The sequence below is a fragment of the Croceicoccus gelatinilyticus genome (assembly GCF_018398395.1).
Taxonomy (GTDB): Bacteria; Pseudomonadota; Alphaproteobacteria; order Sphingomonadales; family Sphingomonadaceae; genus Croceicoccus; species Croceicoccus gelatinilyticus.
This window is the reverse complement of the sequence record NZ_JAHCBF010000001.1, coordinates 117542-143404: the sequence shown is the minus strand read 5'-3', so window position 1 is coordinate 143404 and position 25863 is coordinate 117542. Positions and strand designations below refer to the sequence as shown.

Sequence of the window (25863 nt, the reverse complement as noted above, 5' to 3'; positions counted from 1 at the left end):
TTATCACTCAGGGGCAATAATCGATGATCGGTGGCTGGGACGGGATAGAAGAGTTCGTCGCCGTGGCGCGGGCCGGATCTTTCACGGCAGGCGCGCGGGCCTTCGGCGCGTCGGTCACGCACATGAGCCGCGCCGTCGCCCGTCTGGAGGCGCGGCTGGAAACGCAGCTGTTCAACCGCACCACCCGCTCGCTTTTCCTGACCGATACGGGCCGCATCTTCCTCGAACAGTGTCAGCGGCTGGTGGACGAGCGTGAGGAAGCGATCGCGGGCATTGCCTCGCAAGGCCAGCCGCGCGGGGCGCTGCGCCTCACCTGTTCCTATGCGCTGGGCGAGCGTTTCGTGTCGCCACTGGTGCGCGAGTTCGCACAAGAGCACCCTTCGCTCGTCGTCACGCTCGATCTCGACAACGACGTGGTCGATATCGTCAGCCGTGGATACGACCTTGCCGTTCGCACCGGCCACCTCGAAGACTCCCGCCTCATCGCGACCCGCGTGGCGCAGCGCGAACTGGTGACGGTCGCCTCGCGCCACTACCTGTCATCGCACGGAGAGCCGCGCGAGATCGCCGAACTGACCGCGCACGACTGTCTCGTCGGGTCGTCATCGCAATGGCATTTCCGGCGCGGGCAGAGCTTCCGCCCGCGCGGGCGCTGGCACTGCAATAGCGGGACGACCGTGGTCGACGCCTGCCTTGCGGGCATGGGGATATGCCAGTTGCCCGCCTTCTACGTGCGCGAACATCTTGCGGCAGGGAGACTGCAGGAAGTGCTGGAAGACGAACGGCCCGAGGACGAGCCGATCTGGGCGATCTATCCCACCCGGCGGCACCTTTCGCCCAAGGTCAGCGGCCTCGTCGCGCTGCTGCGCGCCAAGCTTCAGGACAGGCTTGAGGCGGCCAAGTTCCAGTACGCCTAATCGGCGTCGGGCTGTCTGTCTGGGTGCGCCGCCGCGATTGCGGGGTCCGCCGCCGCTTTCCCGTAAGCCGCCATCAGGTCCGGATAGGCCGAAAGATCGCTCCCGAAACGCTCCGCCGAATAGACCTGCGGCACGAGGTAGCAATCGACTAGCGTCGGCGCATCGCCATAGGCATAGCCGGCCCCATACTTCGCGATCATCGTGTCGAGCGCGGCAAACCCTTGCGCGATCCAGTGCTGCGCCCAGGCATCGACCGCCGCCTGATCCTGCCCCAGTTCGTTCTTGAGGTACTTCAGGATGCGCAAGTTGTTCAGCGGATGAACGTCGCTCCCGATCGTCGCGCACATGGCGCGGGCCACGGCGCGCTCGTTCGCATCGCGCGGCAGCAGCGGCGGTTCGGGGTGCGTGTCTTCAAGCCATTCAAGGATCGCCACGCTCTGCGGCAGGGCGACACCGCCGCCGATCTCCAGCGCCGGCACCAGCCCCTGCGGCGCGAGTGCGGTATAGGCTGCGTCCTTCTGCTCGCCCTTGCGCAAGTCGTGCGTGACCTGCGCATATTCGAGGCCCTTGAGGTTCAGCGCGATGCGCGTGCGATAGCTGGTGCCCGAACGCCAGTAGCCGTGGAGCGTTAACGCCATCAGCCGACGACCCGGCCCCGGCACTCGCCAAACCCGATAGAGCGCGCACCGTCCGCCTCGCCATGGGCGCGCATGATGATCTCGTCTCCGTTCTCGAGGAACGTGCGCGTCTCGCCATTGGGCAGTTCGATGGGGTTCTTACCCCCGCCCGAAAGCTCCATCAGCGAACCGTAGCTCGACGCCTCGGGCCCCGACAGCGTGCCGGTACCAAGCAGGTCGCCCGGCTGAAGGTTGCAGCCGTTGACCGTGTGGTGCGCGACAAGCTGCGCCGCGGTCCAATACATCGCTGTCATCGGACCCTTGGAGAGCCGGTGCGGCTCCATCCCCGCCTCGCGCATTTTCGCGGTGGAGAGCAGGACCTCCATCGCAATGGCGTAGGCACCCGACTTCTGGTCACCGTCGTCCCACAAGTAGTCGAGCGGCTTCGGATCACCCTCGGGACGGTCCGGCTGCGCGGTGCGGAAGGGGGCGAGCGCGGCGCTCGTCACGATCCACGGCGACACGGTCGACAGAAAGTTCTTGGCAAGGAACGGGCCGAGCGGCTGGTATTCCCATGCCTGCAGATCGCGCGCCGACCAGTCGTTGAGGATCGAGAGCCCCGCGATGTGACTACCCGCCTCACCGATCGAAACCGGCTGCCCCAGATCGTTCGAACCGCTGGTCCAGATCGCCATTTCCATTTCGTAGTCGAGCCGCGCGCTCGGCTGGAACGGCGGGGTTTCGCCATCTGCGGGACGGGTCTGGCCCGAGGGGCGGATAACGTCGGCACCGCTCGCCCGGATCGAGGAGCTGCGACCGTGATAGCCGATGGGTACGTACTTGTAGTTGGGCAGCAGCGGATTATCTGGCCGGAACAGCGCGCCGATGTTCTTGGCATGCTCGATCCCGGTGTAAAAATCGGTGTAGTCGCCGACATGGAACGGGACGAACAGGTCGCAGTCTTCCGCGGCGAACAGCATCTTGCCCGCCTCGCCCGCCTTGCCCTCGTCGGTCAGCAGTTCGAACAGGCCCAGCCGCAGCGCGTCGGCCATCACGTTGCCATCGGCGAACAGCGCGTTGAGCGAAGTCGCATCGGCCAGCTTTGCCGCCTCTGCCGCCTTGCCGGAAAGCACGCCTGCCGCGCCGCGCAGGCACAGGATCATGTCGCCGATCGCGACACCGCCGCGAAGGTCCTTCTCTCCCTTGGGCGAGAATATGCCCAGCGGCAGGTTCTGGACGGGAAATTCGGCGTGATCGTTGGCGCTTGCGACCCAGCTCTTGGCCTGGGCGTCATGGGTATGGTCGAGCATTTGCATCCTTGTCGTTATCTTTTCGGGGCCGTCGCGACGTGCGGGTGTCACCGAGGCAGTTGCGCCTTCTTGAAGCCCTTCCAGCAGGCGTCGTAATCGTCCTGCAGCATCGGGCTGGTCAGCGCGAAAGGCGTGGGCCGGATGACCCAGCGGCTTTCGAACATGAAGGCCATGGTATCGGCGATCTTCTGGGGCCGCAGCGCGGTCTGCATGGCCCGCTTCGTGCTTTCCGCATCGGGGCCGTGACCGTTCATCTGGTTGTGCAGGCTGGCGCCGCCGGGCACGAAGCCCCCGCCTTCCTTGGCATCGTAGACGCCCTGCACCAGTCCCATGAATTCGCTCATCACGTTACGATGAAACCACGGGGGGCGAAAAGTATCCTCGGCCACCATCCACCGCGGCGGAAAAATCACGAAATCGCAGTTCGCGGTGCCGGCAACCTCGCTGGGCGAAGTCAGGACCGTGAAGATCGAGGGGTCGGGGTGGTCGAAACTGACCGAACCGATCGTGTTGAAGCGCGCAAGGTCATAGCGGTAGGGCGCGGTATTGCCGTGCCACGCGACGACATCGAACGGCGAATGGGCGAGCGTGGTGCGCCAGAAATTGCCCTGGAACTTCTGCACCCACTCGGTTTCGCGGTCGGCGTCTTCGAACCATGCAACCGGCGTTTCGAAATCGCGCGGATTGGCCAGCCCGTTAGCGCCGATCGGGCCAAGGTCGGGCAGCCGGAAAGGCGATCCGTAATTCTCACAGACATAGCCGCGCGAAGGCTCGCTCAGCCGCACGGCAAAGCGCAGGCCGCGCGGGATGACCGCGATGTGCCCGGGCGGCACGTCGAGGCGGCCCATCTCGGTATCGATGTGCAGCGTGCCGAGTTGCGGAACGATCAGCAGTTCGCCGTCGCTCGACTGGAACACCCGCCGCTCCATCGACCGGTTCGCGGCATACATGTGCACCGCGATCCCCGCGCTGGTTCCGACATCGCCGTTGCCGCCATAAGTGACGAGCCCTTCGAGCCAGTCGGTCGGCCCCTCGGGCATGGGCAACGGATTCCAGCGATAGCGATTGGGGCTGGCGTCGGGGAAGGGCCCGCTCGACACGCGCAGCATCGTGTCCAGCGGTTCGAACGCGCCATGCGCGGTGGTCGGGCGCATGCGATAGAACCAGCTGCGCTTGTTCTCGGCGCGGGTCATCGTGAAGGCGCTGGTCGAGAACTGTTCGGCATAAAGGCCGAAGGCTGGCTTTTGCGGACTGTTGCGTCCGACGGGCAAGGCCCCCTTCACCGCCTCGGTCTGGAATTCGTTGCCGAACCCTGTCTGGTAGTGGTTCATTCGTCCTCGCCTCCTGGACCGCGCTGAATCGCACGGCTCTTTTCGAGCAGGACACTACACTAGCAATTTCGCGAAAGCGTTTATCACCTTATCTGAACGTTGCTTCGGCGATTTCCGCCACACTTCCATAGTTTTACGCCGGAACCCACCAAGTTTACGCAATTCGGGGGAGCATATGCGAAGCGTCACAGCGTTCGCATCCAGTATTGCATCAACTTTTCGGTCTCGGCGGCGTCGCGATGGTCCTTCCATGCCAGACCCGTCTCGAATCCGGGCACTTTCTCATAGCCGCGCGCCTGCCAGAACGCGTCGAGCGGGCGATAATCGGCCGGGCGGTCGGGATGATCGGCGGGGCGGACGACGGCGGCAAAGCAGGCGGTCTGCGCCCCGCACTTGCTCGCCTGCGCCTCGCGGTGGTCAAAAAAGGCGTGGCCGATGCCCTGCCCGCGATATTCGGGCAGCAGGACGGATTCGCCGAAATAGAACATGTCCTGCGTGGCAAGACTTCGCTCTTCGAACGGGCGGCGGAACTCCTCCTTCTGCGCCGCCATGGGCGAGGCCGTCGCAGCGCCGATGATCCTCTCGCCATCCATCGCGGCAACCAGCACCGCGTCGGGCGCAGCGGCGAATTCGCGCAAGTAGCCTTCCTCGTAGGCAAGATCGCCGTCGTAAAGGTACGGCCACTCGGCAAAGACCGCGATGCGCAGCGCCGCAAGCGCGGGGATCGCCGCCTCGATCTCTTCCCCCGTCAGCGACCTGATCGTGACTGCCAAGATGCCAACTCCTGAAATTGCCTGCGTGAAGGCGCGCGAATTTATTTTCCTACTGCCTGCGCGCAATGGTCTTGGTGGCACCTTCATCGAAAAAACGCCGAAACAGGAGGTCCGCCCTTGCCCGTTCTCGATTCGCTCATCGTCCCGATCACCCGCATCATCGACAAGATCATCCCCGACAAGGAGGCCCGCGAGAAAGCCAAGCTCGAACTGCTCAAGCTCGAAGGCACGCACGAAATGCAGATGGTCGAGGCCCGCCTGTCCGCCATCGTGGCAGAGGCCAATTCCGCCGATCCCTGGACCAGCAGGGCGCGCCCCGGCTTTCTCTACGTAATGTACGCGATGATCCTCTTTGCCATCCCGATGGGACTGGTCGCCGCCTTTAACCCGGCAGCCGCGCTGGCCATCGCAGATGGCATGACGCGCTACCTCAACGGCCTGCCCGAACCGCTCTACGCGCTCTTCGGCACCGGCTATCTCGGCTACACCGTCGCCCGCCAGTGGGGTAAGGCCAAGGGCATCGACCGCTAGGATCGCTCGTCCTGCCGTTGGGGGAACTTGGCCCTTTGCTCTTGCGAATGGTTCCTGCTGCGCGTAGCGCCGCCTGCAACCTGTAACTGCTTAGCCGAGGACTACATGGGCGAAGCCAAGACCCCCACCGGCCGCCGCACGGCCGGAATGAATGTTGACAGCGCACTCGTGCGCGAACTGGCCGAACTTCTGGCCGAAACCGGCCTGACCGAGATCGAGGTCGAGGACGGCGATCGCAAGATCAAGGTTTCGCGCGCAGCCCTTGCCGCGGCCGCAGCGCCCGTCGCGGCCCCGGTTGCCGCTGCACCCGCAGCCGCGCCCGCGCCTGCCGCCGCTCCCGCCGCCGACGCCGCCTCTGCGGTTCCGGCCGATGCGGTGAAGTCGCCGATGGTCGGCACCTGCTATCTTGCCCCCGAACCCGGCGCGCCCGACTACATCACGGTCGGCCAGAAGGTGAAGGCCGGCGAAACGCTCCTCATCGTCGAGGCGATGAAGGTCATGAATGCGATCCCCGCCCCCAAGGCCGGCACGATCAGCCAGATCCTCGTCAACAATGGCGAGCCGGTCGAATTCGACCAGCCGCTCGTCGTGATCGACTGAGCGGGGTCCAGCAATGGCAATCTCGCGCATTCTCATCGCCAACCGCGGCGAGATCGCGCTGCGTGTCCACCGCGCCGCGCATGAAATGGGTATCGAGACGGTGGCGGTGCACTCCACCGCCGACGCCGATGCCATGCACGTGCGGCTGGCCGACCAGGCGGTCTGCATCGGCCCGCCTTCGGCGACCGACAGCTACCTGAACATGGCGGCGATCATCTCGGCAGCGGAAATCGCCAATGCCGATGCGATCCACCCCGGCTACGGCTTCCTTTCGGAAAACGCGAAGTTTGCCGAAATCGTCGAGGCACACGGCCTCAAGTGGATCGGCCCCAAGCCCGAACACATCCGCACGATGGGCGACAAAGTCGCGGCCAAGAAGTCGGCTGGCGAACTGGGCCTGCCGCTGGTGCCGGGTTCGGACGGTGCGGTATCCGACTATGACGAGGCCCGCCAGATCGCGGCCGAAATCGGCTATCCGGTCATCATCAAGGCGGCATCGGGCGGCGGCGGCCGCGGCATGAAAGTGTGCGAGGCCGAGGATCAACTCGAAACGCTGATGAAGCAGGCCGGCAGCGAGGCAAAGTCCGCTTTCGGCGACGCAACGGTCTATATCGAGAAGTATCTCGGCAACCCGCGCCACATCGAATTCCAGGTCTTCGGCGACGGTGAAGGCAATGCCATTCACCTTGGCGAACGCGACTGTTCGCTGCAGCGCCGCCACCAGAAGGTGCTCGAAGAAGCGCCCTCGCCCGTCATCAGCGAAGAAGAACGCACCCGCATGGGCAAGGTCTGCGCCGATGCGATGGCCGAAATGGGCTATCGCGGCGCGGGCACGATCGAGTTCCTCTGGGAAAACGGCGAGTTCTACTTCATCGAGATGAACACCCGCCTGCAGGTCGAACACCCAGTGACCGAAGCGATCACCGGCGTCGACCTTGTTCGCGAACAGATCCGCATCGCCGACGGCAAGCCGCTGTCGGTGACGCAGGACGAACTGCACTTCACCGGCCACTCGATCGAGTGCCGCATCAACGCGGAAAACCCCTTCACCTTCGCGCCCAGCCCGGGCGAGGTGAAGAGCTATCATGCTGCTGGCGGCATGCACGTGCGCGTCGATTCGGGGCTCTATGCGGGTTACCGCATCCCGCCCTACTATGATTCGATGATCGCCAAGCTGATCGTCTATGGCCGCACCCGCGAAGGCTGCATCATGCGGCTTAAGCGCGCGCTGGAAGAGATGGTGATCGAAGGCGTCCAGACCTCGATCCCGCTGCATCAGGAACTGATCCGGCAGGACGACTTCCTGAACGGCGACTACACCATCAAGTGGCTCGAGGAGTGGCTCGCCGAGCGGGACTGACGTCTCGTTCGGAGCCACTCGCTCCGGTACGTTTCACAAAAGCTCAGGCTGCCTCGTCGTAGGCGCGCACTTCGGTCACGAGGATGATCTCGCACGCCCCGGCACCCTTGTCGTTACGGGTGCGCGACGTGCGCCAGCGCGACCCGTCAGGCGCGTCGATGTCGACCAGATAGCCTTTGAGGCCAACGACGTCGTTCGCGCCGATGCGGTCGATCTTGTCGGCAATCGTGTCGTCGGCGGGGATCAGGTGCCAGTTGGCCGAATGCTTGCCGAACCGGCGCACGCGCGGGTCCTGCCACGCATCGGCTCCCGCCCGCCAATAGTAGAACCGGCCCGACTGCCGAATGCTGATCTGCGAGTGCACTTCGGCCCGCGCGCCCTCGCTCCACGCGACAGCCAGGTCGACGGGCGAATAGTCCGAGAACGTATCCCCGAACAGCCCGCCATAATTGCGGCGGCTCAGCACCAGCACATCGGCATCGAAAGTCGCGACCTTGCGCAAGCCGCGCGCGTCGGCGGGCATCCCGTCCATCATCCCCTGCCGCGGGGCAGAAACCTGCGCATCGCGCGGCTCCTCGCTACACGCGGCAAGCGCGAGCGGGGCGGCAAGAAGGAAAAGGCGGTTCCGCTTGGGGAGCCGCATACACTCAGCCCAGCGGAACGCCGGGTTCGTTCTTCGAACGGCGAATGACGAGCGAGGTCTTCACGCTCGCCACATTCGGCGCAGGCGTCAGGCTGCTGGTCAGGAATTCCTGGAAGCTCTGCAGGTCCTTGCTCACGATCTTCAGGATGAAGTCGATCTCGCCGTTGAGCATGTGGCATTCGCGCACTTCGGGAAGCTTCAAGACGTGCTCCTCGAACGAACGCAGCGCGTCTTCGGCCTGGCTCTTCAGGCTGACCATCGCGAAGACGGTGATCGTGAAGCCCAGCGTCGCGGGGTCGAGATCGGCGTGATAGCCCTGGATCGCGCCGCTTTCCTCAAGCGCGCGCACGCGCCTCAGGCACGGCGGAGCCGTCAGGCCCACCCGGCTGGCCAGTTCTACGTTCGTGATCCGCCCTTCTGCCTGCAATTCTGCAAGAAGCCGGCGGTCAATCTCGTCAAAAATCATGCTCGTCAAACCCTGTTCGCAGCGAATCGTGCCGCGCTCCTGATCTAGGGAAACGGAAAATGCCTGTTACCGCAACTTGCGGATAACAGGATGGCCCCACTACGCAATAAATGAACTATGACGATGCCTGTTCCACTTTGCAACGGACAGATCGTGCCCCTTCCCCGATGTTAAGCGGATGTTTACCTCCAACTGAGGGACGGAATCACGTGCGTCATCATTTCTTTCGATGCCGCATCGCCGCCCCGCCCCGGGGGAATTGATGACACTCGACGACCGTTTGCGCACTGTGCTCGAAGTCGCTGCCGACAGCGACGCTTCCGCACGTGCGCAATACCAGCAGCTCGTCGACCTTCTCGGCAGTGGACGCACCGTGGCGGATGGCTCGCTTGTTGCGGCCTCCTTCCTGCGCCTTGCTGCCCTTGCCCGCCGCATCCCCGCCTTCGAACGCGCCCAGATCCTTGCCGACCCCGCCCTGCGTCTGCGCTCCGCCCCGCTCGTCGCCCAGCTTTGCGAGGGTGAGGAAGAAGTCGCCAACGCCGCGATCGATGCCGCAGACCTCGACGAGGCTGGCTGGACGGTGCTCACCAGTGTCCTGGACGACAGCCTGCAGAACCGCGTCCGAAGTGCCCGCACCACAGGGCGCGCCCGGAGCGTGGAAGCACCGCCGCCGCTGCTCGCCGAGCGCTCGAAGAAACGCACATCGCTGGCCGACGAGCTGACGCCCAGCGCCCCGGTTCCCGCTCGCGCCCCGCGAATGCCCGCTCCGCCTCCGCCGCCGACACCAATGCCGACGGCACAGGCTGAGACTCCCGCAGTCGGCGACATCGCCGAGATCGTGGCGCGCATCGAACGATTCCGTCTGAAGCGGCGCGAACAGGTGACAGAGGAAATCGTCGCTACCGGCCGCAAGTCATCGGTCGATCAAGACGAAAGCCTGCTCAACGACGAAGCTGCCGAAACCGCACCGCCGCCCATCGCGACGACGCGCGAAGTGGACTGCATGATCTCGCCCGAAGGCCGCATCGACTGGGCCGCGCGCCTGTCGCCGATGCTGACCGGCCTGATGCTTTCGCCGTCGGACAGCGCCAGCGCGAAAGTGGACGAGGCGACCTCTACCGCGCTGCGCCGCCAGCAGGCCGTTCGTTCTGGCCGCGTCACAATCGGCGCATCGCCCGCCATCTCGGGCGTCTGGCGGCTGGACGCAGCACCTCACTTCGATCCCGTGGGCCGCTTCCTTGGCCACCACGCACGCCTCACCCGCGACATGGGCTCTGCGCCCGACCGTCGCGGCGATCTCGTGCGGCAGGCGCTTCACGAACTGCGCACGCCGATCAACGCGTTGCAGGGCTTTTCCGAGATCATTCAGCAGCAACTGTTCGGCCCCGTGCCGCATCAGTATCGCTCGCTCGCAGCGGGCATTGCCGGAGAGACCGCAGCGCTGCTCGCAGGGCTTGAGGAGGTAGACCGTCTCGTCCGCCTGCGCCACGGCACACGCACGATGAGCGAGGGTGAAACCGCAATCGGCCCGCTGATCGAATCGCTGCTCGACCAGGTCGCACCGATGCTGGACGCGCGCCGTGCCCGCCTGAGCCCGCGCATATCCGATCCGGGCATGACCGTGCCGGTGGACGAGGGCGAACTGGAACGCAGCCTGTGGCGCCTGATCGCGGCCGTGGCAGGTTCTGCGCGCGAAGGCGACGTATTGCCCATCTCGCTCGATGCCAGCACCGAGGCGGTCACGATCACGATCGGAATGCCCGCATCGCTGGCCGGTCTGGACGATGAAACGCTTTTCGGCGCATCGCCTGCCACCGACAGCAACGAGGAACTAGCCACGGGAATGCTGGGCCGGGGCTTTGCCCTGCGCCTTGCCAGCGCAGAGGCGAAGGCGGCTGGCGGCAACCTCGAACGGGACGAATCCGCGCTTGTCCTGACCCTTCCGGCACGGGCCGACGAAGCCGAAAGCGAACGCGAAGCCGTCGCCTGACGCAAGCGCGCTTGCCAAGCCACTCGACCCCCGCTAGTCGCGTCCGCCACGGGCCTGTAGCTCAGCGGTTAGAGCTGGCCGCTCATAACGGCTAGGTCGCGGGTTCGAATCCTGCCGGGCCCACCGTTTTCGCCGCTTCCGTCAGGAAGCAGCACCAAGGGTCGGGGAGTAGCGCAGCCCGGTAGCGCGCCTGCTTTGGGAGCAGGATGTCGCAGGTTCGAATCCTGTCTCCCCGACCATTTCCCTGATCTTGCAGATCTGCACCGGCCTTAAATGCCGTCCAGCCCCTTGCTGACCAGGATGTTGACGGCAACGCGGCGGTTCTGCGCCTTGCCGGCTTCGGTCTCGTTGTCGGCTGCCGGGTCTGATTCGGCCATGCCCGTCGGCGTCAGCATGCGGTACGGCTTCCAGCCGCAGGCCTGCTGGAGGTAGTTTACGACGCGTGCAGCGCGCTTTTCACTGAGCGCCTGGTTCACTTCGTAGCTGCCCGTGGAATCGGTGTAGCCGACGACCAGCAGCAGGGCGTTGTCCATCGCATCGGCCTTGCTGGCAGCGGCGCAGAGGTCACGTTCGGCATCGGCAGACAGCTTGTATTTGCCCGAATCGAAATACACGTTCGTCGTGTCTTTCACGTTGTACTTGTCGATGTCGCCCATGCGGCTGCGCAGCGCCTCTGTCGCGGCAGCTTGCTTCAGGAAACGCTGATCAGTGCCGTTATGGATCATCGCGGCAGTTTTCAGGTCATTGTTCTTGAAACGGATTTCCTCCGCGAACAGGCCGTTTTCATAGCGCAGCGTCTTGATCGTCACCGGCAGCCCGTTGAAGAGCGAGGACGCGCCCTTTTCCTTGCTGCTCATGCCAAGGAAACCGCCCTTCCCGCGAATTTCGGTACGATCGTCGATCGACACGACGGCGCGCATGCCTTCGGCCGTCGTCACCTGCACCTTGTCGCCGCTTCGGGCGGAAATGATGCCTTCGATCTCGGGCCCTTCGACGGCGCGGTTGCCCATGACAGTCAGGACATCGCCTTCAGGCTGGATTTCCTGCGCCGAAAGGCTGGTCGTTGCGCCGAGCATGGCGACGAGGAGGAGGGCCTTGGGCCCCTTTGAAACGATGGTCACAGTATTGCTCCTTCAACCGGTCGAGGCGGCGTGAAATTCTTTGAACGGGCGAAAACCTCGCAAGAAGCGGTAACCACCGGCTTTACGAATATGCTTACCGTCTAAGCGGTTGCCGACGGGCGCACGGGCCACCATCTTGGCAGCAGAAGCGGCAGATATGCGCCGTTTGACGAGGCTGTATCATGGACGTCGATGCCATTTACCGTACCAAGCTGACGAGCGCGGACGAGGCCGCCGCGATGCTGAGATCCGACAGCGACGTGGCGATGGGCATGGCCGTCGCCGAACCTCCCGCGATCCTCGCCGCGATGGCGCGCCGGGTGGAAGCAGGCGATCTCGATGCGCTGCGCCTCTGGTATTTTCATTCGATGAGCCACGCGGCCAGCACCGTCCTGCGCCGCGAACTGCTGGACCGCGTCAGGCCGCACTGCATGTTTCTGAGCGGGGTTGAGCGCGCCCTGATCCGGGCCGAGCCGGACCGGTGCACCCAGATGATCGAATTCGTGCCCACCGCATTCAGCGCCTCCCCTCGCCTCTTGCGCGAAGATGGGGATCTCGACGCCTGCGTCACGATGGTCTCACCCATGGGGAAGCACGGCTACTTCACATTTGGCGCGGCCAACGATTACACATCCGTGGCGGCGCGCGCGGCGAAGAAGCTGATCGTCGAGGTGAATCCCTTGATGCCCCGCGTGTTCGGCGAAGGGCCGCTCCATGTTTCGGAAGTCGATGCCATCGTTGAGCATCGCTCTCCGCTTCTTGAGATCGAAGGCCATGCCGCCAGCGCAGAGGACGAGGCGATCGCAGATATCGTGGCCGGCATGATCGATGATGGCGCCTGCCTCCAGATGGGTATCGGCAATCTGCCCAGCGCGGTCTGCGCCCGCCTGAAGACGCGCCGTGATCTTGGCATTCACACAGAGCTGATGACACCGGCGCTGGCCGAACTGATGCAGCACGGGGCGGTTACGAACAGGCTGAAGGCGACCTTCCCGGGCCGCAGCGTTTTCACCTTCGCCTTGGGAGACAGGGCCTTCTACGAATGGCTGGGCGACAATCAGGCCATCTACTCCCTGCCGGTCGACATCGTGAACGACCCGCGCCACATCGCAAAGAACGACAATGTCGTCTCTGTGAATGCGACGCTGCAGATCGATTTGTCAGGCGCATGCAATTCCGAACACATGATGGGGCACCAGTATTCGGGTTCCGGCGGTCAGCTTGATTTCGTACGCGGCGCGACGGCGTCGCGCGGCGGCAAGTCGATCATCGCCTGCCGCGCCACGGCTAAAGGCGGCACGGTCAGCCGGATCGTTCCGAAGCTGGAAGGCCCGGTCACCACGCCGCGCAACGACGTCGAATGGATCGTTACCGAATTCGGCGCCGCCAATTTGCGCGGCAAGTCTCTCAACGAACGAGCAGAGGCGATGATCGCGCTCGCCCACCCGCGTTTCCGCGATGAACTGGAGCGCAGCCTGTAAGACTTACGGGTGTGGCTGGCTGCAACAAGGGGAATGAACCCTGACGGAGCTTTTCTGATGAGGAGCCGGCTACGACCTTGGCGACGGGCATGAATGCAGTTGAGATCAAAGCAAAAATCTCGAATTTGACGAAGCTTCCGTTTACGCGCCTGAAATCCTAAAGGGAGCAAAGACGGTCGGCGACGTGGGGGCGCAGACCCTTGCCCACGGCACACACAGCCATGCCAACCAAGGTTCCGTTTCTCTCGTGTACGAACAATCCATAGCCGCCAACCAGTTGATCAAGGACGCCTATGCGGTCGTTGCCGAGCCGGAAAAGCTGTTCGACCTGCAACTGCGGCTGGAACGCGCGCAGCAGCGCTCTGAGGATGCGCTAGCCATCGTAAACCGCCACCTTGGCCAGATCGGCGAACTGTTCGATGCAGTTCATCTCGGGCCCGACGCCGACTTTTCGCAGATGGCGCTGTCAGGTGAACCGGCGACCACCGAGCGGTCCTCGACCTTGCCCATCCTGTCGCTCGACAAGGGGCTGCGCGTGCAGGAAGGCGCCGACTACGCCTGGGCCGGACCGGACGTGGCACCGGGCAGGATCGCTCCGGCGTGGCTTTTCGGCGGACAGGTCAAGTCGCAGCGCACGGTTCGCGCCACGATCAACGAGAGCGCGATCGGCGAGATCGAGTATTTCCGGCTCTTCTCATCCGAAGACGATCACAGCGGCTTCATGGCGATGGCGCGGCTGGTCGGCACCGAGCAAGGCCGCGAGCTGCAGTTCTTTCGCGTTGGGCTGGAATGGGAAGAAACGCAGGCCGCGCGGTTTGCCGAAGTCACGGGGCTGAGCGAGACCGAGGCGACACTTACCGGCTTCATCGTCAGAGGGCGAACGCTTGCCGACTATGCGCAGGAACGTAACCGCTCGATCGGAACTGCGCGCAACCAGATCAAGGCGGTGTTTCGCAAGCTGGGTATCAACTCGCAAAGCGAACTCGTCTCGCTTTACGCAGGCTTCGTCAAATCGTTGTCGTTGCAGCAGATTTCGATTCCGAGGGAGGATCATTCCGCCTTTGGCCAGGAAGTGCGGCTGCCCGATGGTTCGCACCTGCGGTTCGAGCGTTATGGCAAGGCGGGCGGTCGTCCTGTTCTGTGGCTGCACGGCGCGATCGAGGGGCCCTACCTGCCCTCGCTCGTGCAGCAGCGCGCGCACGCGGCTGGGCTGGAACTCTTTGCGCCCTGGATGCCCTATTTTTCCGAAGTGGTGCCCCCCAGCGACACGCGCTCAACGATAGAGGAATTTGCCGCAAAGCTCGATGCGTTCTGCGATGCCGTGCAGATCGACCAGTGCGCGCTGCTCGCGTGCAGTGTGTCGTGCGCCTATGGCTTTGCCGCAGCCAAGCTTCTGCCGCACCGCTTCGTGGGGTGCGTCGGCTTTGCTCTACTCATCCCCTTGCAGGACATCGCCGACGAGGACGACGTGAACCCGTTCTGGCGCGCGCCGCTGGTGCTCGCGCGTAGTTCGCCGCGCACGGTAGACATGCTGGTGCGCGCGGTCGTCCGACTGGCGATGCGGGGCGAGGCTTTTCGCTATTACGACCGCCTGTTCAAGGACAGCCCGCTCGACCTTGCCACCCTGCACCGTCCTGACGTCAGGGCAGTGATGCGCAAGGCCTTTCTCAACCGCCCGGACAAGGCGCAGCGGGCGATGGCGCATGCGCTCCTGGTGCAATTGCTGGACTGGAGCGACTGGCTCTCGGAAAGCGAGGTGCCGACCCGCATCATCGTCCCCGAATTCGACGCGGTCCACAAACCCGCCTCGCAACTGGCGTTTTGCGAACGCTATGGGATCACCCCGGTCGGCCCGGTCAAGGGGCTTGGCGCCTTCAGCATGTTCCAGGCCCCCCAGCTCGTCTTTGCCGAACTGGCCGCGCTGTTCGACGGATAGGCGCGCAAGCGATTGAAATCCGGGAAAAGCACCTTCACCGCCCGGATAGTCCATATGGGACATTCTGATCCCGCCACCGAGTTTCCATAGCCCCTGCCGGATCGAATCTTACAGGGGCAATTTTCATGTCACGAATTACCAGTACTCTCCGGCGCGCCTTGGTTTTGGGCGGTGTTTCGGGTCTTGCCATCGCAAGCCAGGCGCAGGCCGCGACATCTTCAGCGCCGACCAATTTCACCTATACGCCGGGCGGCGGGTACTGCACCGTGGGCTTCCAGTTCAACGCCACGGGCACCCTGGACGACGGCAACGGGCTTGACCGCATCATGTCGATCGGAACCGAGAACGGCACTTTTGCCACCACGCGCGAGGATTACTTCGTGACGGTCGGCGCGGTCCAGACGATCTCGGGCACCGTCCCCTTTTCCGTGTATCGGGGCGGCCTGCCCAACGTGGCGCCTGAAATCGCCATCTATGAACTGAACGCCATGGGCGCATTCGGAAGCCGGCTGGCCGCGCGTGCGACCGACAGGGCGCAGATGTATGCCGCCGGCGGCGATTGCGCGTCGGTCGCCGTCGCCTATGGCTATGTGTCGCAGCCCAACCAGGCACCGGTCGCCGATGCCGGGCCGGACCAGACCGTTGCGGGCGGCACGACCGTCACTCTCGATGCCGCGGGCTCGTCCGACGCAGATGGCGATCCGCTGACTTATGTGTGGAGCCAGACCGGCGGTCCGGCCATCACGATCACCGGCGCCAACCAGCAAAGCGCGCAAGTCGTCGTCGCTGCGGGCACGACCTATACTTTCCAGGTCACGGTCACCGATCCCGATGGCGCATCGTCCAGCGATACGGTGCAGATCGTGGCGCAGCCTGCGCCCAACCAGACCCCGGTTGCAGATGCAGGGCCCGACCAGTCGGTCACGGGTTCGACCAGCGTCAGCCTCGACGGCACTGGATCGAGCGATCCCGACGGCGATCCGCTGACCTATAGCTGGGTGCAGACATTGGGGCCGGGCGTGACGCTGAGCGGTGCGAACACCGCAACGCCGGTCTTCACCGCGCCATCTGCCACCACCCAGCAGACGCTGATCTTCGAACTGACCGTGTCCGATGGCACGGCCCAGCACGTCGACAGCGTGGGCGTGATCGTCGCTGCCAGCAACCAGGCGCCCGTTGCCGATGCAGGGCCGGACCAGTCGGTCACGGGTTCCGCCAGCGTCAGCCTTGACGGTAGCGGATCGAGCGATCCCGAAGGCGATCCGCTGACCTACAGCTGGGTCCAGACCTCGGGTCCGTCCGTGACGCTGAGCGGCGCCAACACCGCAACGCCGAGCTTCACCGCTCCTACCGCCACCAGCGCGCAGCAGACGATAACGTTCGAACTCACCGTATCCGATGGCACGCAGCAGCATGTCGACACCGTGGCGGTGCTCGTCGCAGCCGCCGTCATCAACCGGGCGCCGGTCGCCGATGCAGGGCCCGACCAGTCGGTCAACGGTTCGACCAGCGTAAGCCTTGATGGCAGTGGATCGAGCGATCCCGAAGGCGATCCGCTGACCTACAGCTGGGTCCAGACCTTCGGGCCGGGCGTCACGCTGAGCGGCGCGAACACCGCAACGCCGGGCTTCACCGCCCCGACTGCCAGCGCCACCCAGCAGACGCTGATCTTCGACCTCACCGTGTCCGACGGCATGCAGCAGCACGTCGACAGCGTGGCCGTGCAAGTCGCCGCTGCCGCCATCAACCAGCCGCCCGTCGCCGATGCAGGACCGGACCAGTCGGTCACGGGTTCCGCCAGCGTCAGCCTCGACGGCAGCGGATCGAGCGACCCCGAAGGCGATCCGCTGACCTACAACTGGGTTCAGACCTCGGGGCCGTCCGTGACGCTGAGCGGCGCGAACACCGCGACGCCGGTCTTCACCGCCCCTGCCGCCACCAGCGCGCAACAGACGATGACGTTTGAGCTAACCGTATCCGACGGAACGCAGCAGCATGTCGACACCGTTTCGGTCGACGTTGCCGCCCTCAGCAACCAGGCTCCCATCGCCGATGCCGGCTTGGATCTGAACTATAGCGGATATGCGGGAGACCTTGCCACGATCGCCGGTCTCGATTCGCGCGATCCAGACGGGAACACGCCGCTGTCCTATCAGTGGACTCAGCTGTCTGGTCCGCCGGTTACGATCAACAGCCCTTATGGCGTGTCGACCACTATCGTCGTTCCGCCCAGCTCGGCGCAGTACGAGATTCTCGAATTCGGCCTTGTCGTGACGGACGCGCTGGGCGCAACTTCTGCGCAGGACGTGATGCAGCTGCGTATCACCTATCTTGCCAACCAGAACACGGCCCCTGTTGCCGATGCCGGTCCCGACCAGTCGGTAACCGGGTCGGCAAACGTCACGCTGGACGCCAGTGGGTCGAGCGACCCCGATGGCGATCCCCTCACCTACAGCTGGGTGCAGGCCAGCGGACCGAGCGTGACACTGAGCGGTGCGAACACCGCCACGCCCACGTTCACGGCCCCGGCAGCGACGAACGCTCAGCAGACGATGAGCTTCGACGTCACGGTATCGGACGGCACGGCCCAGCATGTCGACCGCGTTACTGTCACGATCGCCGCTGCACCTGTGAACCAGCCGCCTCTTGCCGATGCAGGTACTGACGACGCGATCGTTCCGGGTGCGACCGTCGCGCTCGACGGCTCGGGATCAAGTGATCCCGATGGCAATACTCTGTCGGCCACCTGGACGCAGGTGTCCGGCCCTGCAGTCACCATCGCCGACGCCGCCGCTTTGCAGACGAGCTTCGTTGCCCCGGCCCGCACCTCTGCGGTCCAGACGCTTGAATTCGATTTGCTGATCGATGACGGCAACGGGGCAACCGCTACCGACCGCGTGGCGTTCACCCTGGCCGCCAATACCGCCCCGGTCGCGGATGCCGGTTCCGATCAGGGGCCGCTCGATACCGGCGATACGGTCACGCTTGACGGCGCGGGTTCACGCGATCCGGACGGCGACGCGCTGACCTACAGCTGGACGCAGGTTTCGGGACCCACCGTCACGCTCAGCGATGCTACAGCCGCGCGTCCGTCCTTTACCGCGCCTGAAGTCGCGGGGACGGAGGACATCGTCTTCGAACTTGTCGTCAGTGACGGGCTGGCCACGTCCTCAGCCGATCAGGTGACGATCGCGGTCCGATCGCAGGGCAGCATCACGATCATCCAGAACGTCGTGGGCGGCGATGCGACGGTGTCCTACACCAGCACCGTGCCGGGTCTGCCGACCAGCGCGACGACGAGCGGCGGTCGTGCGGTCGTCTCCGCCTCGCAGGTTGCATCGGGCGCCTACACGCTCACCGTCGACGACCTGCGCGATGACGGCTTTGCCGTGACCGCACTGTCGTGCAACGACACCGACAGCACGATCTCGCTCGCCGATCGCTCGATCGCGCTTGCGCTTTCTCCGAACGAGGACCTCGTTTGCACCGTCACGATGAGCCATTCGCGCAGCGCCGCGCAGCAGGCGATCGGCGAATTCGTAGGAGGTCGCAATGCCCTCCTGCTGGCTAACCAGCCCGATCTCCAGCGTCGCATCGCCCGCGTCATGGGCCGCGACCCGTCGGCAGGTTCGGCGCGGATCGGCCCCGTGCCGGTGCCGGGCAGTCAGCGCCTGCCGGCACGCATTGCCGTCAGCCATGCCACGACCACGGCTTCTACCAGCCTTGCCATGGCCCGCAAATCGTTGCGCTCGGACGGCAGCGCGCTGTCGGGGCTAGACATCTGGGCAGAAGGCGCGTTGCTCGACGTGAACGTGGGCCGCAACAGCGGACGGTTCGCCATCGGATACCTTGGCGCCGACTATCTGGTGGCCGACGGCATCCTTGTTGGCGCGCTGGTTCAGGTCGATGACTTCAACCACGATAACGCGTCGCTGGGCGCGGGGCAGGCAGAAGGCCACGGCTGGATGGCTGGCCCCTATGTCACCGCGCGGCTGTCCGAAGGGCTCTATGTCGATGCCCGCGCCGCATTCGGGAAGTCCGACAACACTGTCTCGCCCTATGGCGACTTCACAGATGCGTTCAAGACCGATCGCATCCTGCTCAGTGGGTCAGCACTGGGCAATGTACCGCTGGGCGGCGGGTTCACGCTCTGGCCCGAAGTGGGTGGTCGCTACATCCGCGAAAGCGTTCAGGACTACACCGATTCGCTGGGTATCCTCGTGCCCGAGCACGCCATCGACCAAGGCGAAATCGCGTTCAGCCCGCGCCTGGCCTATGACTATGTCACAGACAGCCGCTGGACGATCGCACCTTATGCCGAGATGGAAGGCCTTCTGACCTTCGGCAGCGACGCGCTTTCCATCGTGGAGGACGGGCTTCGCGGCCGCGTGACGGTCGGCGTGGACACCAGCGCGCCCACTGGCCTCAGCTTCGGCCTTCGCGGGTTCTATGACGGGATCGGCGAAGAAGACCTGAGGGCTGTCGGCGGAAGCGTAGCGGTCTCGTTCGGCTTCTGATCCCGCGGGCCATCGTGACACGAAAAGAGGGGCGGTCCCGGCATGGGGCCGCCCCTTTTTCATGGGCATCACTGCGACGACGAACCGCTCAGCCAGTCAGGCTTTACGTCGTGCAGGAGAACAGCAGCGGGATGATCGCGCCAAGCGCAGGAACCGGGCCGAGCGCCCGGCTATTTCCAATTCCGACGCCCTGAAGGCAGCGACTTCGGTCGGCCCAAAGTCGCTCAGCCTGGAAATGAAGGTTTTTACGGAAACGTGGTGAGCCCTGCTGGGTTCGAACCAGCGACCTACTGATTAAAAGTCAGTTGCTCTACCGACTGAGCTAAGGGCCCCGACCACGGAGCGGTCACCTAAGGAGGGGCGGCGGCGCGGTCAAGCGCCTTGGTGACGATTGCGGAAAAGGAGTTGGCGGATCGACAGGTTCGTCAATGGGTCTCGCCAGTCCGGAGCAATGGCTGCGGCAGGTTGCAGCACGAAATCGCGTTCGCGGAAAAGGGGGTGCGGGATGGTCAGCGCGTCGTCTGCCCAGACTCCGCCGGACCAGAGCACGATGTCGCAATCGAGCGTCCTTGCCGACCAGCGCTGTCCGCCGGTGCGTCGTCCATATTCGGCTTCCAGGTCCTTCAATGCCAATAGCATGTCCCGGGGTTCAAGCTTGCTTCGCACGATGATCGCGGCATTTGCATACTGCCGAGCCGACGGTCCCACCGCAGCGCTGCGCATTACCGGCGAACTCGCGACCACCTTACCCACCGCATCGTCAATCGAGTCCGTCGCAGCAGCCAGAACCTGCGCGGGAGCGCCATACCTTGGGTGCCGGACGTTTCCGCCCAACGCGATCAGGTAGAGGTGCTGCTCAGACATCCTCGGCAAGGCGGCCGTAGAGCTGCGGGCGGCGGTCGCGGAAGAAGCCCATGCCGGCGCGGTGCGTCGCGGCTCTACCAAGGTCCAGCTTCGCAACCAGCACGCCGGTTTCGTCGCGCCCGTATTCCGCCACCAGGTCGCCCCATTCGTCGCTGATGAAGCTGTGCCCGTAGAAAGTCTGGTGCTCGCCCTCGCGCCCGATGCGGTTCGCGGCGATCACCGGCATGCAGTTCGAGACCGAATGCCCGATCATCGCGCGCCGCCACATGCGGCTGGTGTCGAGATCGGCGTCGTAGGGCTCCGACCCGATGGCCGTGGGATAGAACAGCAGTTCCGCCCCCATCAGCGCCATCGCGCGCGCCGTTTCAGGATACCACTGGTCCCAGCAGATGCCGACGCCAATACGGGTGCCGAACACGTCCCAGACCTTGAAGCCGGTATTGCCGGGGCGGAAATAGTACTTTTCTTCGTATCCCGGACCGTCGGGAATGTGGCTCTTGCGATAGGTGCCCATGATCTCGCCGTCGGCATCGATCATGGCGAGCGTGTTGTAGTAGTGGTGCCCGTCGCGTTCGAAAAAGCTGGTCGGGATCGCCACGTCCAGCTTCTTCGCCAGGGCCTGCATCGCGATCACCGAAGGATGCTGTGCCGTCGGACGCGCCAGCACGAACAGCGCCTCGTCTTCCTCGCGGCAGAAATAGGGGCCGGAGAACAGTTCGGGCGGCAGAATGACTTGCGCGCCCTGCCCCGCGGCTTCGGCCACGAGGTCGCTGATCTTCGCGATGTTTTCCTGCTCGTCGTCCGAGCCGAGCGCGCATTGCAGCGCCGCGACGGTAATGCTGGTCATGGCCATGCAGATATGGTGCGCATGGCCTCAAGTCCACCGTAACCCGCGATGTGTCAGGACCGAATGGCCGCTCGAACCGTTTATCAGGTTCATCGGATGGAAAACGACGCTGCCCCTCCCCATCTGTGCGGCAGCAAGGAGAATACGGACCAATGGAACAGGTTATCGTGGCAGGCGGCTGCTTCTGGTGCACCGAGGCGGTGTACCGCGACGTGCTGGGCGTCAGCGATGTCGAAAGCGGCTATATCGGCGGCACGAGCGAGAACCCCACTTACCGCGAGGTCTGTTCGGGTAACACCGGCCATGCCGAAGCGGTGCGCGTGACGTTCAATCCCGAGATCGTCCGTCTGGGCGATATCCTCGACATCTTCTTCGCAACGCATGATCCGACGCAGCTCAACCGGCAGGGCAACGACGTCGGAACGCAGTACCGTTCGGCGATCTTCCCGCTGGACGACAGGCAGAAGGCCGAAGCCGAAGCCGCGATCGAACGTGCTCAGGCGAACCATGACCAGCCCGTCGTGACGACGATTGAAGGTCCTGCGACATGGTATCCGGCAGAAGACTATCACCAGGAATACTGGGAAGGCGACGGACAGCGGAACCCCTACTGCGTTGCGACGATCCCGCCCAAGCTGCAGAAGCTGCGCAAGAGCTTCGCCGACCGGGTGAAGCCCCAGTAACTAGTCCTTGCGGAAGCGGGCGACGAAGAACCCGTCGAGCCCGCCCGCATCGGCCAGCATGCCCGGATCGGTCCTGAGCCAGCCTTCTGCAGTCGGCACAAGGCCGTCGGGCAGTTCGTCCCGCGTGATCGGGGCGGGAGTTAGCGAGACGCGGTCCATCTGCGCCTCGCCTTCCTCGCGCTCCATCGAACAGACGGCATAGACCAGCACGCCGCCGGGATTGAGCCAGCCGCTCGCCCGCCCGATCAGCGCTGCCTGCAGCTTCGACAGGTCTTCGATCTGCGCCTGCGATACGCGGTGCAGCACGTCGGGGTGGCGGCGGCAGGTGCCCGTCGCGCTGCACGGCGCGTCGAGTAGGATCGCGTCAAATCCCTGCTCAGGCTCCCACTTCAGCGCGTCCGCCTCGACGACTTGCGCCGACAGGCCGGTACGCTCAAGGTTCTGGTGCAGCCGCTTAAGCCGCCGCTTGGCAATGTCTAGTGCGGTGACGTCCCAACCCGCTGCCGCAAGTTGCAGCGTTTTACCGCCCGGTGCGGCGCAAAGGTCGAGCGCCCTGCCCGCACCCTTGCCCAGCAGGCTGGCAGGGATGGAGGCGGCAAGATCCTGCACCCACCACGCGCCCTCGTCGAAACCGGGCAGGGCATCGACCGCCTGCCCGCGCGAAAGGCGCAGCTGGCCCGGCGCCATAACGCGCGCGTCCAGCCGCTCGGCCCAGGCATGGGTTTCGCCCGCATCGCGCAAGCTGATGTCGAGCGGCGGCGGCGATGCGAGACCAGCGGCGATCTCGGGCAGACGCTCGCCATATTGCGCACCCCAGCGCGCGGCGACATCGTCGGGCAAGGTCGGCGCATTGGGCAGGCGCGCGCCCTTCCTGTCGAGAGTCGAGAATACACCATGCGCCAGCCGCCTCGGCCCGCCTGCCAGCAGCGGCAGTCCGGTCGCGATCACGGCATGGGGCGCGGTTTCCAGCTTCAGCGCCTGTGCCAGCATCATGCGCAGCACGGTGCGCGCCTTGGCATCGTCGGGCAGGCGCTGGCGCGTGGCGGAATCGATCAGGCGGTCGAGGTCGACCTGCCAGCGCAGAACCTCGCTGGCGATGGCGCGGGCAAGCGCGGCGTCAGACGGCCCAAGCCCCTTGGCAGCGCCCGCCGCGGTGTCGAGCGTGTCGCCGCGGCGCAGGACCGCATCCAGCATCTTGAGCGCCGCGTTACGCGCGGGAAGTCCGGCAATGTCGTTCATCGCCCGCGCCTATCGACCTTCGCCCGTCGCTTGGCAACACGAACTGTCCTTCGTGATCGTTGCAACCGGGCGCGGCCTGCCCCATCTTGTGCGCCATGACCGAAGAGACCAAGCGAGCCACGAAGCGCCCCGCAGGCTTCACCAAGCCCGCGCACTGGACCAACGACCCCGCGCCCAAGCCGGGCCCCGGCCGCCGTCACGAAGAGGACGAGCGTCCCGACCCGACGCGTTTCGGCGACTGGGAAAAGAACGGGATCGCGATCGACTTCTGATCGCGAGGATCCGCGTTCTCAGCCCTCGATCACCCGCGATTCGGGGTGATGCTTGTCGAGGTGCTTCTTGATGATCTTGAGGTTCTTGGTGTTCGACCGGAACAAGAGGTCGAAGGCATCGCCCACGACCGGAATCGCGCCGACGGCGGTATCGAACCCGATGTTCGCGGCCATGCGCCACAGCTTCCACTTCGGAATGCCGAGATTTCGGGCCTCCCACACGATGTAGGCGCCCATCGCAGCGGTAATCAGGTCGCCGACCACGGGAACGAGCCCGACAACCGAATCAAGGCCGACCCGGTAATTCACGCCGGGAATCACGAAAGCGCGTTCGAGCACCGCTTCCATCGCCTCGATCCTCTTGCGGATGGAGGCCGGATCGTTGCCGACCGGCATGTTGTCCCGAAAATCCATGCGCCGTGCACGGCCGGTTTCGAAACCGCCCGCACCACGCATTCCGTCAGTGCGATTGCCTTGGTCCATGCCCCTTAGGTGGGGTCGACGAACAGCTGCGACAAGGGATGGAAGCCCCAGCGATTGACCCCGAACCCGTCCACCCCGCCGCGCACCAGCGAGAAACGTATCGGCGGGCCGAAGGAGATAAAGCTGTCGAGATCGGTCAGCAGTGCCTCTGCCTCGGATAGAAGCTGCCTTCGCGTTGCGGCGTCAGGCTCGGCGATGGCCTGCGCCACCAGCGCATCTGCCTCTTCACTGCACAGGCCCTTCCTCACGCCGCAATCGAGCCGGTGGAGATACCACTCCGGTCGGTCCATCCACGCGACATCATCGACGAGGGTGAGGTCCGCCTTTTCGCCCGGTCCTACGCGGCGAGCGCCAAGCCCGATGCGTGACAGGTCAGCCGACAGGCGGCGAAACAAAATATCGCCGCCCGTGCCCGTGGGCAGCGCGATCGACAGTGGCGCAATGGCCCCCTCGCTCGCCACCCAGCCCGCAACCCGCTGCGCCGCGATGTTCTGACGCTCTTCCATGGTCAGCGCCGCCCAACGGCCCGGTGGCTGCTGCGTGCCGGGCATCCCGACAGGTACCAGCCGCGTGCGCGGGGACCAGCCACCGATCCCGAACGGAGCGATGAGCGCCTGCCGGTCTATCGCCATCGAAAGCGCCTCGCGGTTCGTTGCGCGCGACAGGAACCCCTCACTGTCGGCGATCGCCAGTCCGAACAGGCCGGTCACGGGATCAAGCCGGATAGCACCGCGCAATAGTCCGCCCAGTTCGACATGGGGCAACGCATCTATCCCGCCACCCAGCAGAAGCCGTGCCTCGCCCCGCTGGAAGCGCTGAACCGCTTCCCTCGGCCCGGCAATGCGCAAGTCCATCGTTTCTGCGTCGCGCGGGTCTTCTGCATATGTGGCAAGGGTCAGCACGCCCCCTTCCGCCTCCAGATCGAGCACGCGGTCATGCCGCGCCTCGAACCGCATGGCGAGCGCCGGGTCGGCCAACAGTTGCAGGAATTCGGGGGCCGCCGTCTTCAGGCGAATCTCGATGACCTGGTTCGTACGGGCATAAATCCCGTCGATCATGGTCAGATCCTTTCCCAGCGCAGTCCCGTCGAGATCCTTGATCGCCTTGCGAAGGGCGGTGCGCACATCGCGAGCGGTCAGCGGCTCTTCGCCCGGCACTGCCGTCTGCTCAAACCGGAAAATATAGCTGAGCCCATCGTCAGTCACGATCCAGCGATCGGCAAGATCAGGCCGGATGCGCCCTTCGGCATCGAGGCCGACAAGACCGCTACCTGTCGCTTCGCGCAACAAGTCTGCCGCAGGCGAGAACGGAGGTTCGGGCGAAAGCGCAGCCTGCTCATCGCCGACAAGGATCACGTCGAAACGCCCGCCTTCTCCGCTGTCGCAGGCGGCGAGCATGGCGATGGTCAGACAGGCAAGAGGACGAATAAGGGGCCGCATCGCCCCTTCCCTAACAGCGCATTCGTGCGCGGTCAGCAGCTATGATCCAATGTTAGGAGAAGTTCAGGCGCCGCGGTCGGCGTCGCTGTCGGTGTGGATGTCGTCACCGCTTTCGGCGTCACCTTCGGGAAGGTCCACGTCGGTCACTGGAAATCGCACCTTGGCGGACTCCACCGCCTCGTCAAAAGCGATGCCGCACCGGTCACCGGCGGCCCAGGCCACCTTTCCTGCGACCAGCCCGATATTGCAGAGGTCAACGAAAACCTCACTGCCCCGGATCACGCGCATCGACCCTTCGGCCATCACGCCCGAGTCGGAAATGTTGCGAAGCTTCACCGCGTAAGGCGCACCGTCCCTTTCGAGACGAAGCTCTGCCATCAGAAACAGCGAATCGCGTTCGTGCTTGCGGTTGTCCTGATCCCGCATGACTTAACCCCCGATAT

At 64.7% G+C, this 25863-nt stretch carries 24 protein-coding genes and 3 tRNA genes; 13 read left to right on the top strand and 14 right to left on the bottom strand.

Annotated elements, in window-relative coordinates; genetic code table 11:
- The first annotated feature begins 23 nt into the window (after positions 1 to 23).
- Positions 24 to 917 (top strand): LysR family transcriptional regulator, encoded by an 894-nt coding sequence (locus KIH45_RS00800; RefSeq protein ID WP_213174114.1) that lies wholly within the window; start codon positions 24 to 26, stop codon positions 915 to 917.
- Here KIH45_RS00800 and maiA read toward each other — a convergent pair.
- The 4 genes from maiA to KIH45_RS00780 form a co-directional block, all read right to left on the bottom strand.
- On the bottom strand, positions 914 to 1558 hold the full coding sequence (maiA, locus tag KIH45_RS00795) for a maleylacetoacetate isomerase (protein WP_225899624.1): 645 nt from the start codon (positions 1556 to 1558) through the stop codon (positions 914 to 916). The two genes, KIH45_RS00800 and maiA, sit on opposite strands and share 4 nt — an antisense overlap.
- Entirely contained in the window at positions 1555 to 2850 is a 1296-nt protein-coding gene (fahA, locus tag KIH45_RS00790; protein WP_213174112.1) for a fumarylacetoacetase, read from the bottom strand. The genes maiA and fahA overlap by 4 nt, the downstream gene beginning before the upstream one ends.
- Positions 2851 to 2891: 41 nt before the next feature.
- Positions 2892 to 4175 carry a homogentisate 1,2-dioxygenase gene (hmgA, locus tag KIH45_RS00785; protein ID WP_213174111.1) on the bottom strand — a complete coding sequence of 428 codons (1284 nt, stop codon included), beginning with the start codon at positions 4173 to 4175 and terminating at the stop codon, positions 2892 to 2894.
- Positions 4176 to 4360: 185 nt separating this feature from the next.
- On the bottom strand, positions 4361 to 4948 hold the full coding sequence (locus KIH45_RS00780; RefSeq protein ID WP_225899571.1) for a GNAT family N-acetyltransferase: 588 nt from the start codon (positions 4946 to 4948) through the stop codon (positions 4361 to 4363).
- Positions 4949 to 5065: 117 nt separating this feature from the next.
- On the opposite strand from KIH45_RS00780, the gene KIH45_RS00775 reads away from it, so the two are divergent.
- The 3 genes from KIH45_RS00775 to accC all read left to right on the top strand — a co-directional run bounded on the left by KIH45_RS00775 (position 5066) and on the right by accC (position 7439).
- Complete coding sequence (locus KIH45_RS00775) at positions 5066 to 5479, top strand: holin family protein (protein ID WP_213174109.1); 414 nt, start codon at positions 5066 to 5068, stop codon at positions 5477 to 5479.
- Between the two features lie 147 nt (positions 5480 to 5626).
- A complete protein-coding gene (gene accB / locus KIH45_RS00770; protein WP_213174108.1) occupies positions 5627 to 6079 on the top strand; it encodes an acetyl-CoA carboxylase biotin carboxyl carrier protein in 453 nt (150 codons plus the stop codon).
- Positions 6080 to 6092: 13 nt separating this feature from the next.
- The gene (gene accC, locus KIH45_RS00765) at positions 6093 to 7439 is read left to right on the top strand and encodes an acetyl-CoA carboxylase biotin carboxylase subunit (RefSeq protein ID WP_213174107.1); all 1347 of its coding nucleotides are present in this window, start codon (positions 6093 to 6095) and stop codon (positions 7437 to 7439) included.
- A 43-nt stretch (positions 7440 to 7482) separates the two neighbouring features.
- On the opposite strand, the gene KIH45_RS00760 is transcribed toward accC, so the two are convergent.
- Positions 7483 to 8082: a hypothetical protein gene (locus KIH45_RS00760; protein ID WP_213174106.1), complete on the bottom strand. Its 600-nt coding sequence runs from the start codon at positions 8080 to 8082 to the stop codon at positions 7483 to 7485.
- Between the two features lie 4 nt (positions 8083 to 8086).
- A complete protein-coding gene (locus KIH45_RS00755) occupies positions 8087 to 8548 on the bottom strand; it encodes an Lrp/AsnC family transcriptional regulator (RefSeq protein WP_213174105.1) in 462 nt (153 codons plus the stop codon).
- A 262-nt stretch (positions 8549 to 8810) separates the two neighbouring features.
- Here KIH45_RS00755 and KIH45_RS00750 point away from each other — a divergent pair, with 262 nt between their 5' ends.
- The 3 genes from KIH45_RS00750 to KIH45_RS00740 all read left to right on the top strand — a co-directional run bounded on the left by KIH45_RS00750 (position 8811) and on the right by KIH45_RS00740 (position 10777).
- Positions 8811 to 10538, top strand: coding sequence for a sensor histidine kinase (locus tag KIH45_RS00750; protein WP_213174104.1), 1728 nt, complete (start codon positions 8811 to 8813; stop codon positions 10536 to 10538).
- 50 nt (positions 10539 to 10588) lie between these two features.
- Positions 10589 to 10661, top strand: a tRNA-Ile gene (locus tag KIH45_RS00745).
- Between the two features lie 39 nt (positions 10662 to 10700).
- Positions 10701 to 10777 (top strand) — tRNA-Pro (locus KIH45_RS00740).
- Between the two features lie 30 nt (positions 10778 to 10807).
- Here the strand turns inward: KIH45_RS00740 and KIH45_RS00735 are convergent.
- A complete protein-coding gene (locus KIH45_RS00735) occupies positions 10808 to 11659 on the bottom strand; it encodes an OmpA family protein (RefSeq protein ID WP_213174103.1) in 852 nt (283 codons plus the stop codon).
- A gap of 182 nt (positions 11660 to 11841) precedes the next feature.
- Here KIH45_RS00735 and KIH45_RS00730 point away from each other — a divergent pair, with 182 nt between their 5' ends.
- The 4 genes from KIH45_RS00730 to KIH45_RS00715 all read left to right on the top strand — a co-directional run bounded on the left by KIH45_RS00730 (position 11842) and on the right by KIH45_RS00715 (position 19855).
- Complete coding sequence (locus tag KIH45_RS00730; RefSeq protein ID WP_225899570.1) at positions 11842 to 13140, top strand: acetyl-CoA hydrolase/transferase family protein; 1299 nt, start codon at positions 11842 to 11844, stop codon at positions 13138 to 13140.
- A gap of 247 nt (positions 13141 to 13387) precedes the next feature.
- On the top strand, positions 13388 to 15076 hold the full coding sequence (locus tag KIH45_RS00725; RefSeq protein ID WP_213174102.1) for a bifunctional helix-turn-helix transcriptional regulator/alpha/beta hydrolase: 1689 nt from the start codon (positions 13388 to 13390) through the stop codon (positions 15074 to 15076).
- Between the two features lie 125 nt (positions 15077 to 15201).
- Positions 15202 to 19593 carry a PKD domain-containing protein gene (locus KIH45_RS00720; RefSeq protein WP_213174101.1) on the top strand — a complete coding sequence of 1464 codons (4392 nt, stop codon included), beginning with the start codon at positions 15202 to 15204 and terminating at the stop codon, positions 19591 to 19593.
- Between the two features lie 61 nt (positions 19594 to 19654).
- Complete coding sequence (locus tag KIH45_RS00715) at positions 19655 to 19855, top strand: hypothetical protein (RefSeq protein ID WP_213174100.1); 201 nt, start codon at positions 19655 to 19657, stop codon at positions 19853 to 19855.
- Here KIH45_RS00715 and KIH45_RS00710 read toward each other — a convergent pair.
- From KIH45_RS00710 to aguB, 3 genes are all read right to left on the bottom strand, one after another.
- A tRNA-Lys gene (locus KIH45_RS00710) sits at positions 19850 to 19925 on the bottom strand. The two genes, KIH45_RS00715 and KIH45_RS00710, sit on opposite strands and share 6 nt — an antisense overlap.
- 40 nt (positions 19926 to 19965) lie before the next feature.
- Positions 19966 to 20457, bottom strand: coding sequence for a 2-amino-4-hydroxy-6-hydroxymethyldihydropteridine diphosphokinase (gene folK, locus KIH45_RS00705; protein WP_213174099.1), 492 nt, complete (start codon positions 20455 to 20457; stop codon positions 19966 to 19968).
- Positions 20450 to 21304 carry an N-carbamoylputrescine amidase gene (gene aguB, locus KIH45_RS00700; protein ID WP_213174098.1) on the bottom strand — a complete coding sequence of 285 codons (855 nt, stop codon included), beginning with the start codon at positions 21302 to 21304 and terminating at the stop codon, positions 20450 to 20452. The genes folK and aguB overlap by 8 nt, the downstream gene beginning before the upstream one ends.
- A gap of 152 nt (positions 21305 to 21456) precedes the next feature.
- Between aguB and msrA the strand changes: the two genes are divergently transcribed.
- A complete protein-coding gene (gene msrA, locus KIH45_RS00695; RefSeq protein ID WP_213174097.1) occupies positions 21457 to 21987 on the top strand; it encodes a peptide-methionine (S)-S-oxide reductase MsrA in 531 nt (176 codons plus the stop codon).
- On the opposite strand, the gene KIH45_RS00690 is transcribed toward msrA, so the two are convergent.
- Positions 21988 to 23226 carry an RsmB/NOP family class I SAM-dependent RNA methyltransferase gene (locus tag KIH45_RS00690; RefSeq protein ID WP_213174096.1) on the bottom strand — a complete coding sequence of 413 codons (1239 nt, stop codon included), beginning with the start codon at positions 23224 to 23226 and terminating at the stop codon, positions 21988 to 21990.
- A gap of 95 nt (positions 23227 to 23321) precedes the next feature.
- Here KIH45_RS00690 and KIH45_RS00685 point away from each other — a divergent pair, with 95 nt between their 5' ends.
- The gene (locus KIH45_RS00685; protein ID WP_213174095.1) at positions 23322 to 23498 is read left to right on the top strand and encodes a DUF1674 domain-containing protein; all 177 of its coding nucleotides are present in this window, start codon (positions 23322 to 23324) and stop codon (positions 23496 to 23498) included.
- Positions 23499 to 23516: 18 nt separating this feature from the next.
- On the opposite strand, the gene KIH45_RS00680 is transcribed toward KIH45_RS00685, so the two are convergent.
- From KIH45_RS00680 to KIH45_RS00670, 3 genes are all read right to left on the bottom strand, one after another.
- A complete protein-coding gene (locus tag KIH45_RS00680; protein ID WP_213174638.1) occupies positions 23517 to 23912 on the bottom strand; it encodes a DUF4112 domain-containing protein in 396 nt (131 codons plus the stop codon).
- Positions 23913 to 23986: 74 nt separating this feature from the next.
- Positions 23987 to 25420, bottom strand: a complete 1434-nt coding sequence (locus KIH45_RS00675; RefSeq protein ID WP_213174094.1) for an ABC transporter substrate-binding protein — start codon at positions 25418 to 25420, stop codon at positions 23987 to 23989.
- 63 nt (positions 25421 to 25483) lie between these two features.
- Positions 25484 to 25846: a PilZ domain-containing protein gene (locus tag KIH45_RS00670; RefSeq protein ID WP_213174093.1), complete on the bottom strand. Its 363-nt coding sequence runs from the start codon at positions 25844 to 25846 to the stop codon at positions 25484 to 25486.
- Between the last annotated feature and the right edge of the window lie 17 nt (positions 25847 to 25863).

Coding starts and splice junctions, on each gene's coding strand:
- KIH45_RS00800 (WP_213174114.1), top strand. CDS start 24: ATGATCGGTGGCTGGGACGGGATAGAAGAGTTCGTCGCCGTGGCGCGG.
- fahA (WP_213174112.1), bottom strand. CDS start 2,850: ATGCAAATGCTCGACCATACCCATGACGCCCAGGCCAAGAGCTGGGTC.
- hmgA (WP_213174111.1), bottom strand. CDS start 4,175: ATGAACCACTACCAGACAGGGTTCGGCAACGAATTCCAGACCGAGGCG.
- accB (WP_213174108.1), top strand. CDS start 5,627: ATGAATGTTGACAGCGCACTCGTGCGCGAACTGGCCGAACTTCTGGCC.
- accC (WP_213174107.1), top strand. CDS start 6,093: ATGGCAATCTCGCGCATTCTCATCGCCAACCGCGGCGAGATCGCGCTG.
- KIH45_RS00760 (WP_213174106.1), bottom strand. CDS start 8,082: ATGCGGCTCCCCAAGCGGAACCGCCTTTTCCTTCTTGCCGCCCCGCTC.
- KIH45_RS00755 (WP_213174105.1), bottom strand. CDS start 8,548: ATGATTTTTGACGAGATTGACCGCCGGCTTCTTGCAGAATTGCAGGCA.
- KIH45_RS00750 (WP_213174104.1), top strand. CDS start 8,811: ATGACACTCGACGACCGTTTGCGCACTGTGCTCGAAGTCGCTGCCGAC.
- KIH45_RS00730 (WP_225899570.1), top strand. CDS start 11,842: ATGGACGTCGATGCCATTTACCGTACCAAGCTGACGAGCGCGGACGAG.
- KIH45_RS00720 (WP_213174101.1), top strand. CDS start 15,202: ATGTCACGAATTACCAGTACTCTCCGGCGCGCCTTGGTTTTGGGCGGT.
- KIH45_RS00715 (WP_213174100.1), top strand. CDS start 19,655: ATGGGCATCACTGCGACGACGAACCGCTCAGCCAGTCAGGCTTTACGT.
- folK (WP_213174099.1), bottom strand. CDS start 20,457: ATGTCTGAGCAGCACCTCTACCTGATCGCGTTGGGCGGAAACGTCCGG.
- aguB (WP_213174098.1), bottom strand. CDS start 21,304: ATGACCAGCATTACCGTCGCGGCGCTGCAATGCGCGCTCGGCTCGGAC.
- msrA (WP_213174097.1), top strand. CDS start 21,457: ATGGAACAGGTTATCGTGGCAGGCGGCTGCTTCTGGTGCACCGAGGCG.
- KIH45_RS00690 (WP_213174096.1), bottom strand. CDS start 23,226: ATGAACGACATTGCCGGACTTCCCGCGCGTAACGCGGCGCTCAAGATG.
- KIH45_RS00685 (WP_213174095.1), top strand. CDS start 23,322: ATGACCGAAGAGACCAAGCGAGCCACGAAGCGCCCCGCAGGCTTCACC.
- KIH45_RS00680 (WP_213174638.1), bottom strand. CDS start 23,912: ATGGATTTTCGGGACAACATGCCGGTCGGCAACGATCCGGCCTCCATC.
- KIH45_RS00675 (WP_213174094.1), bottom strand. CDS start 25,420: ATGCGGCCCCTTATTCGTCCTCTTGCCTGTCTGACCATCGCCATGCTC.
- KIH45_RS00670 (WP_213174093.1), bottom strand. CDS start 25,846: ATGCGGGATCAGGACAACCGCAAGCACGAACGCGATTCGCTGTTTCTG.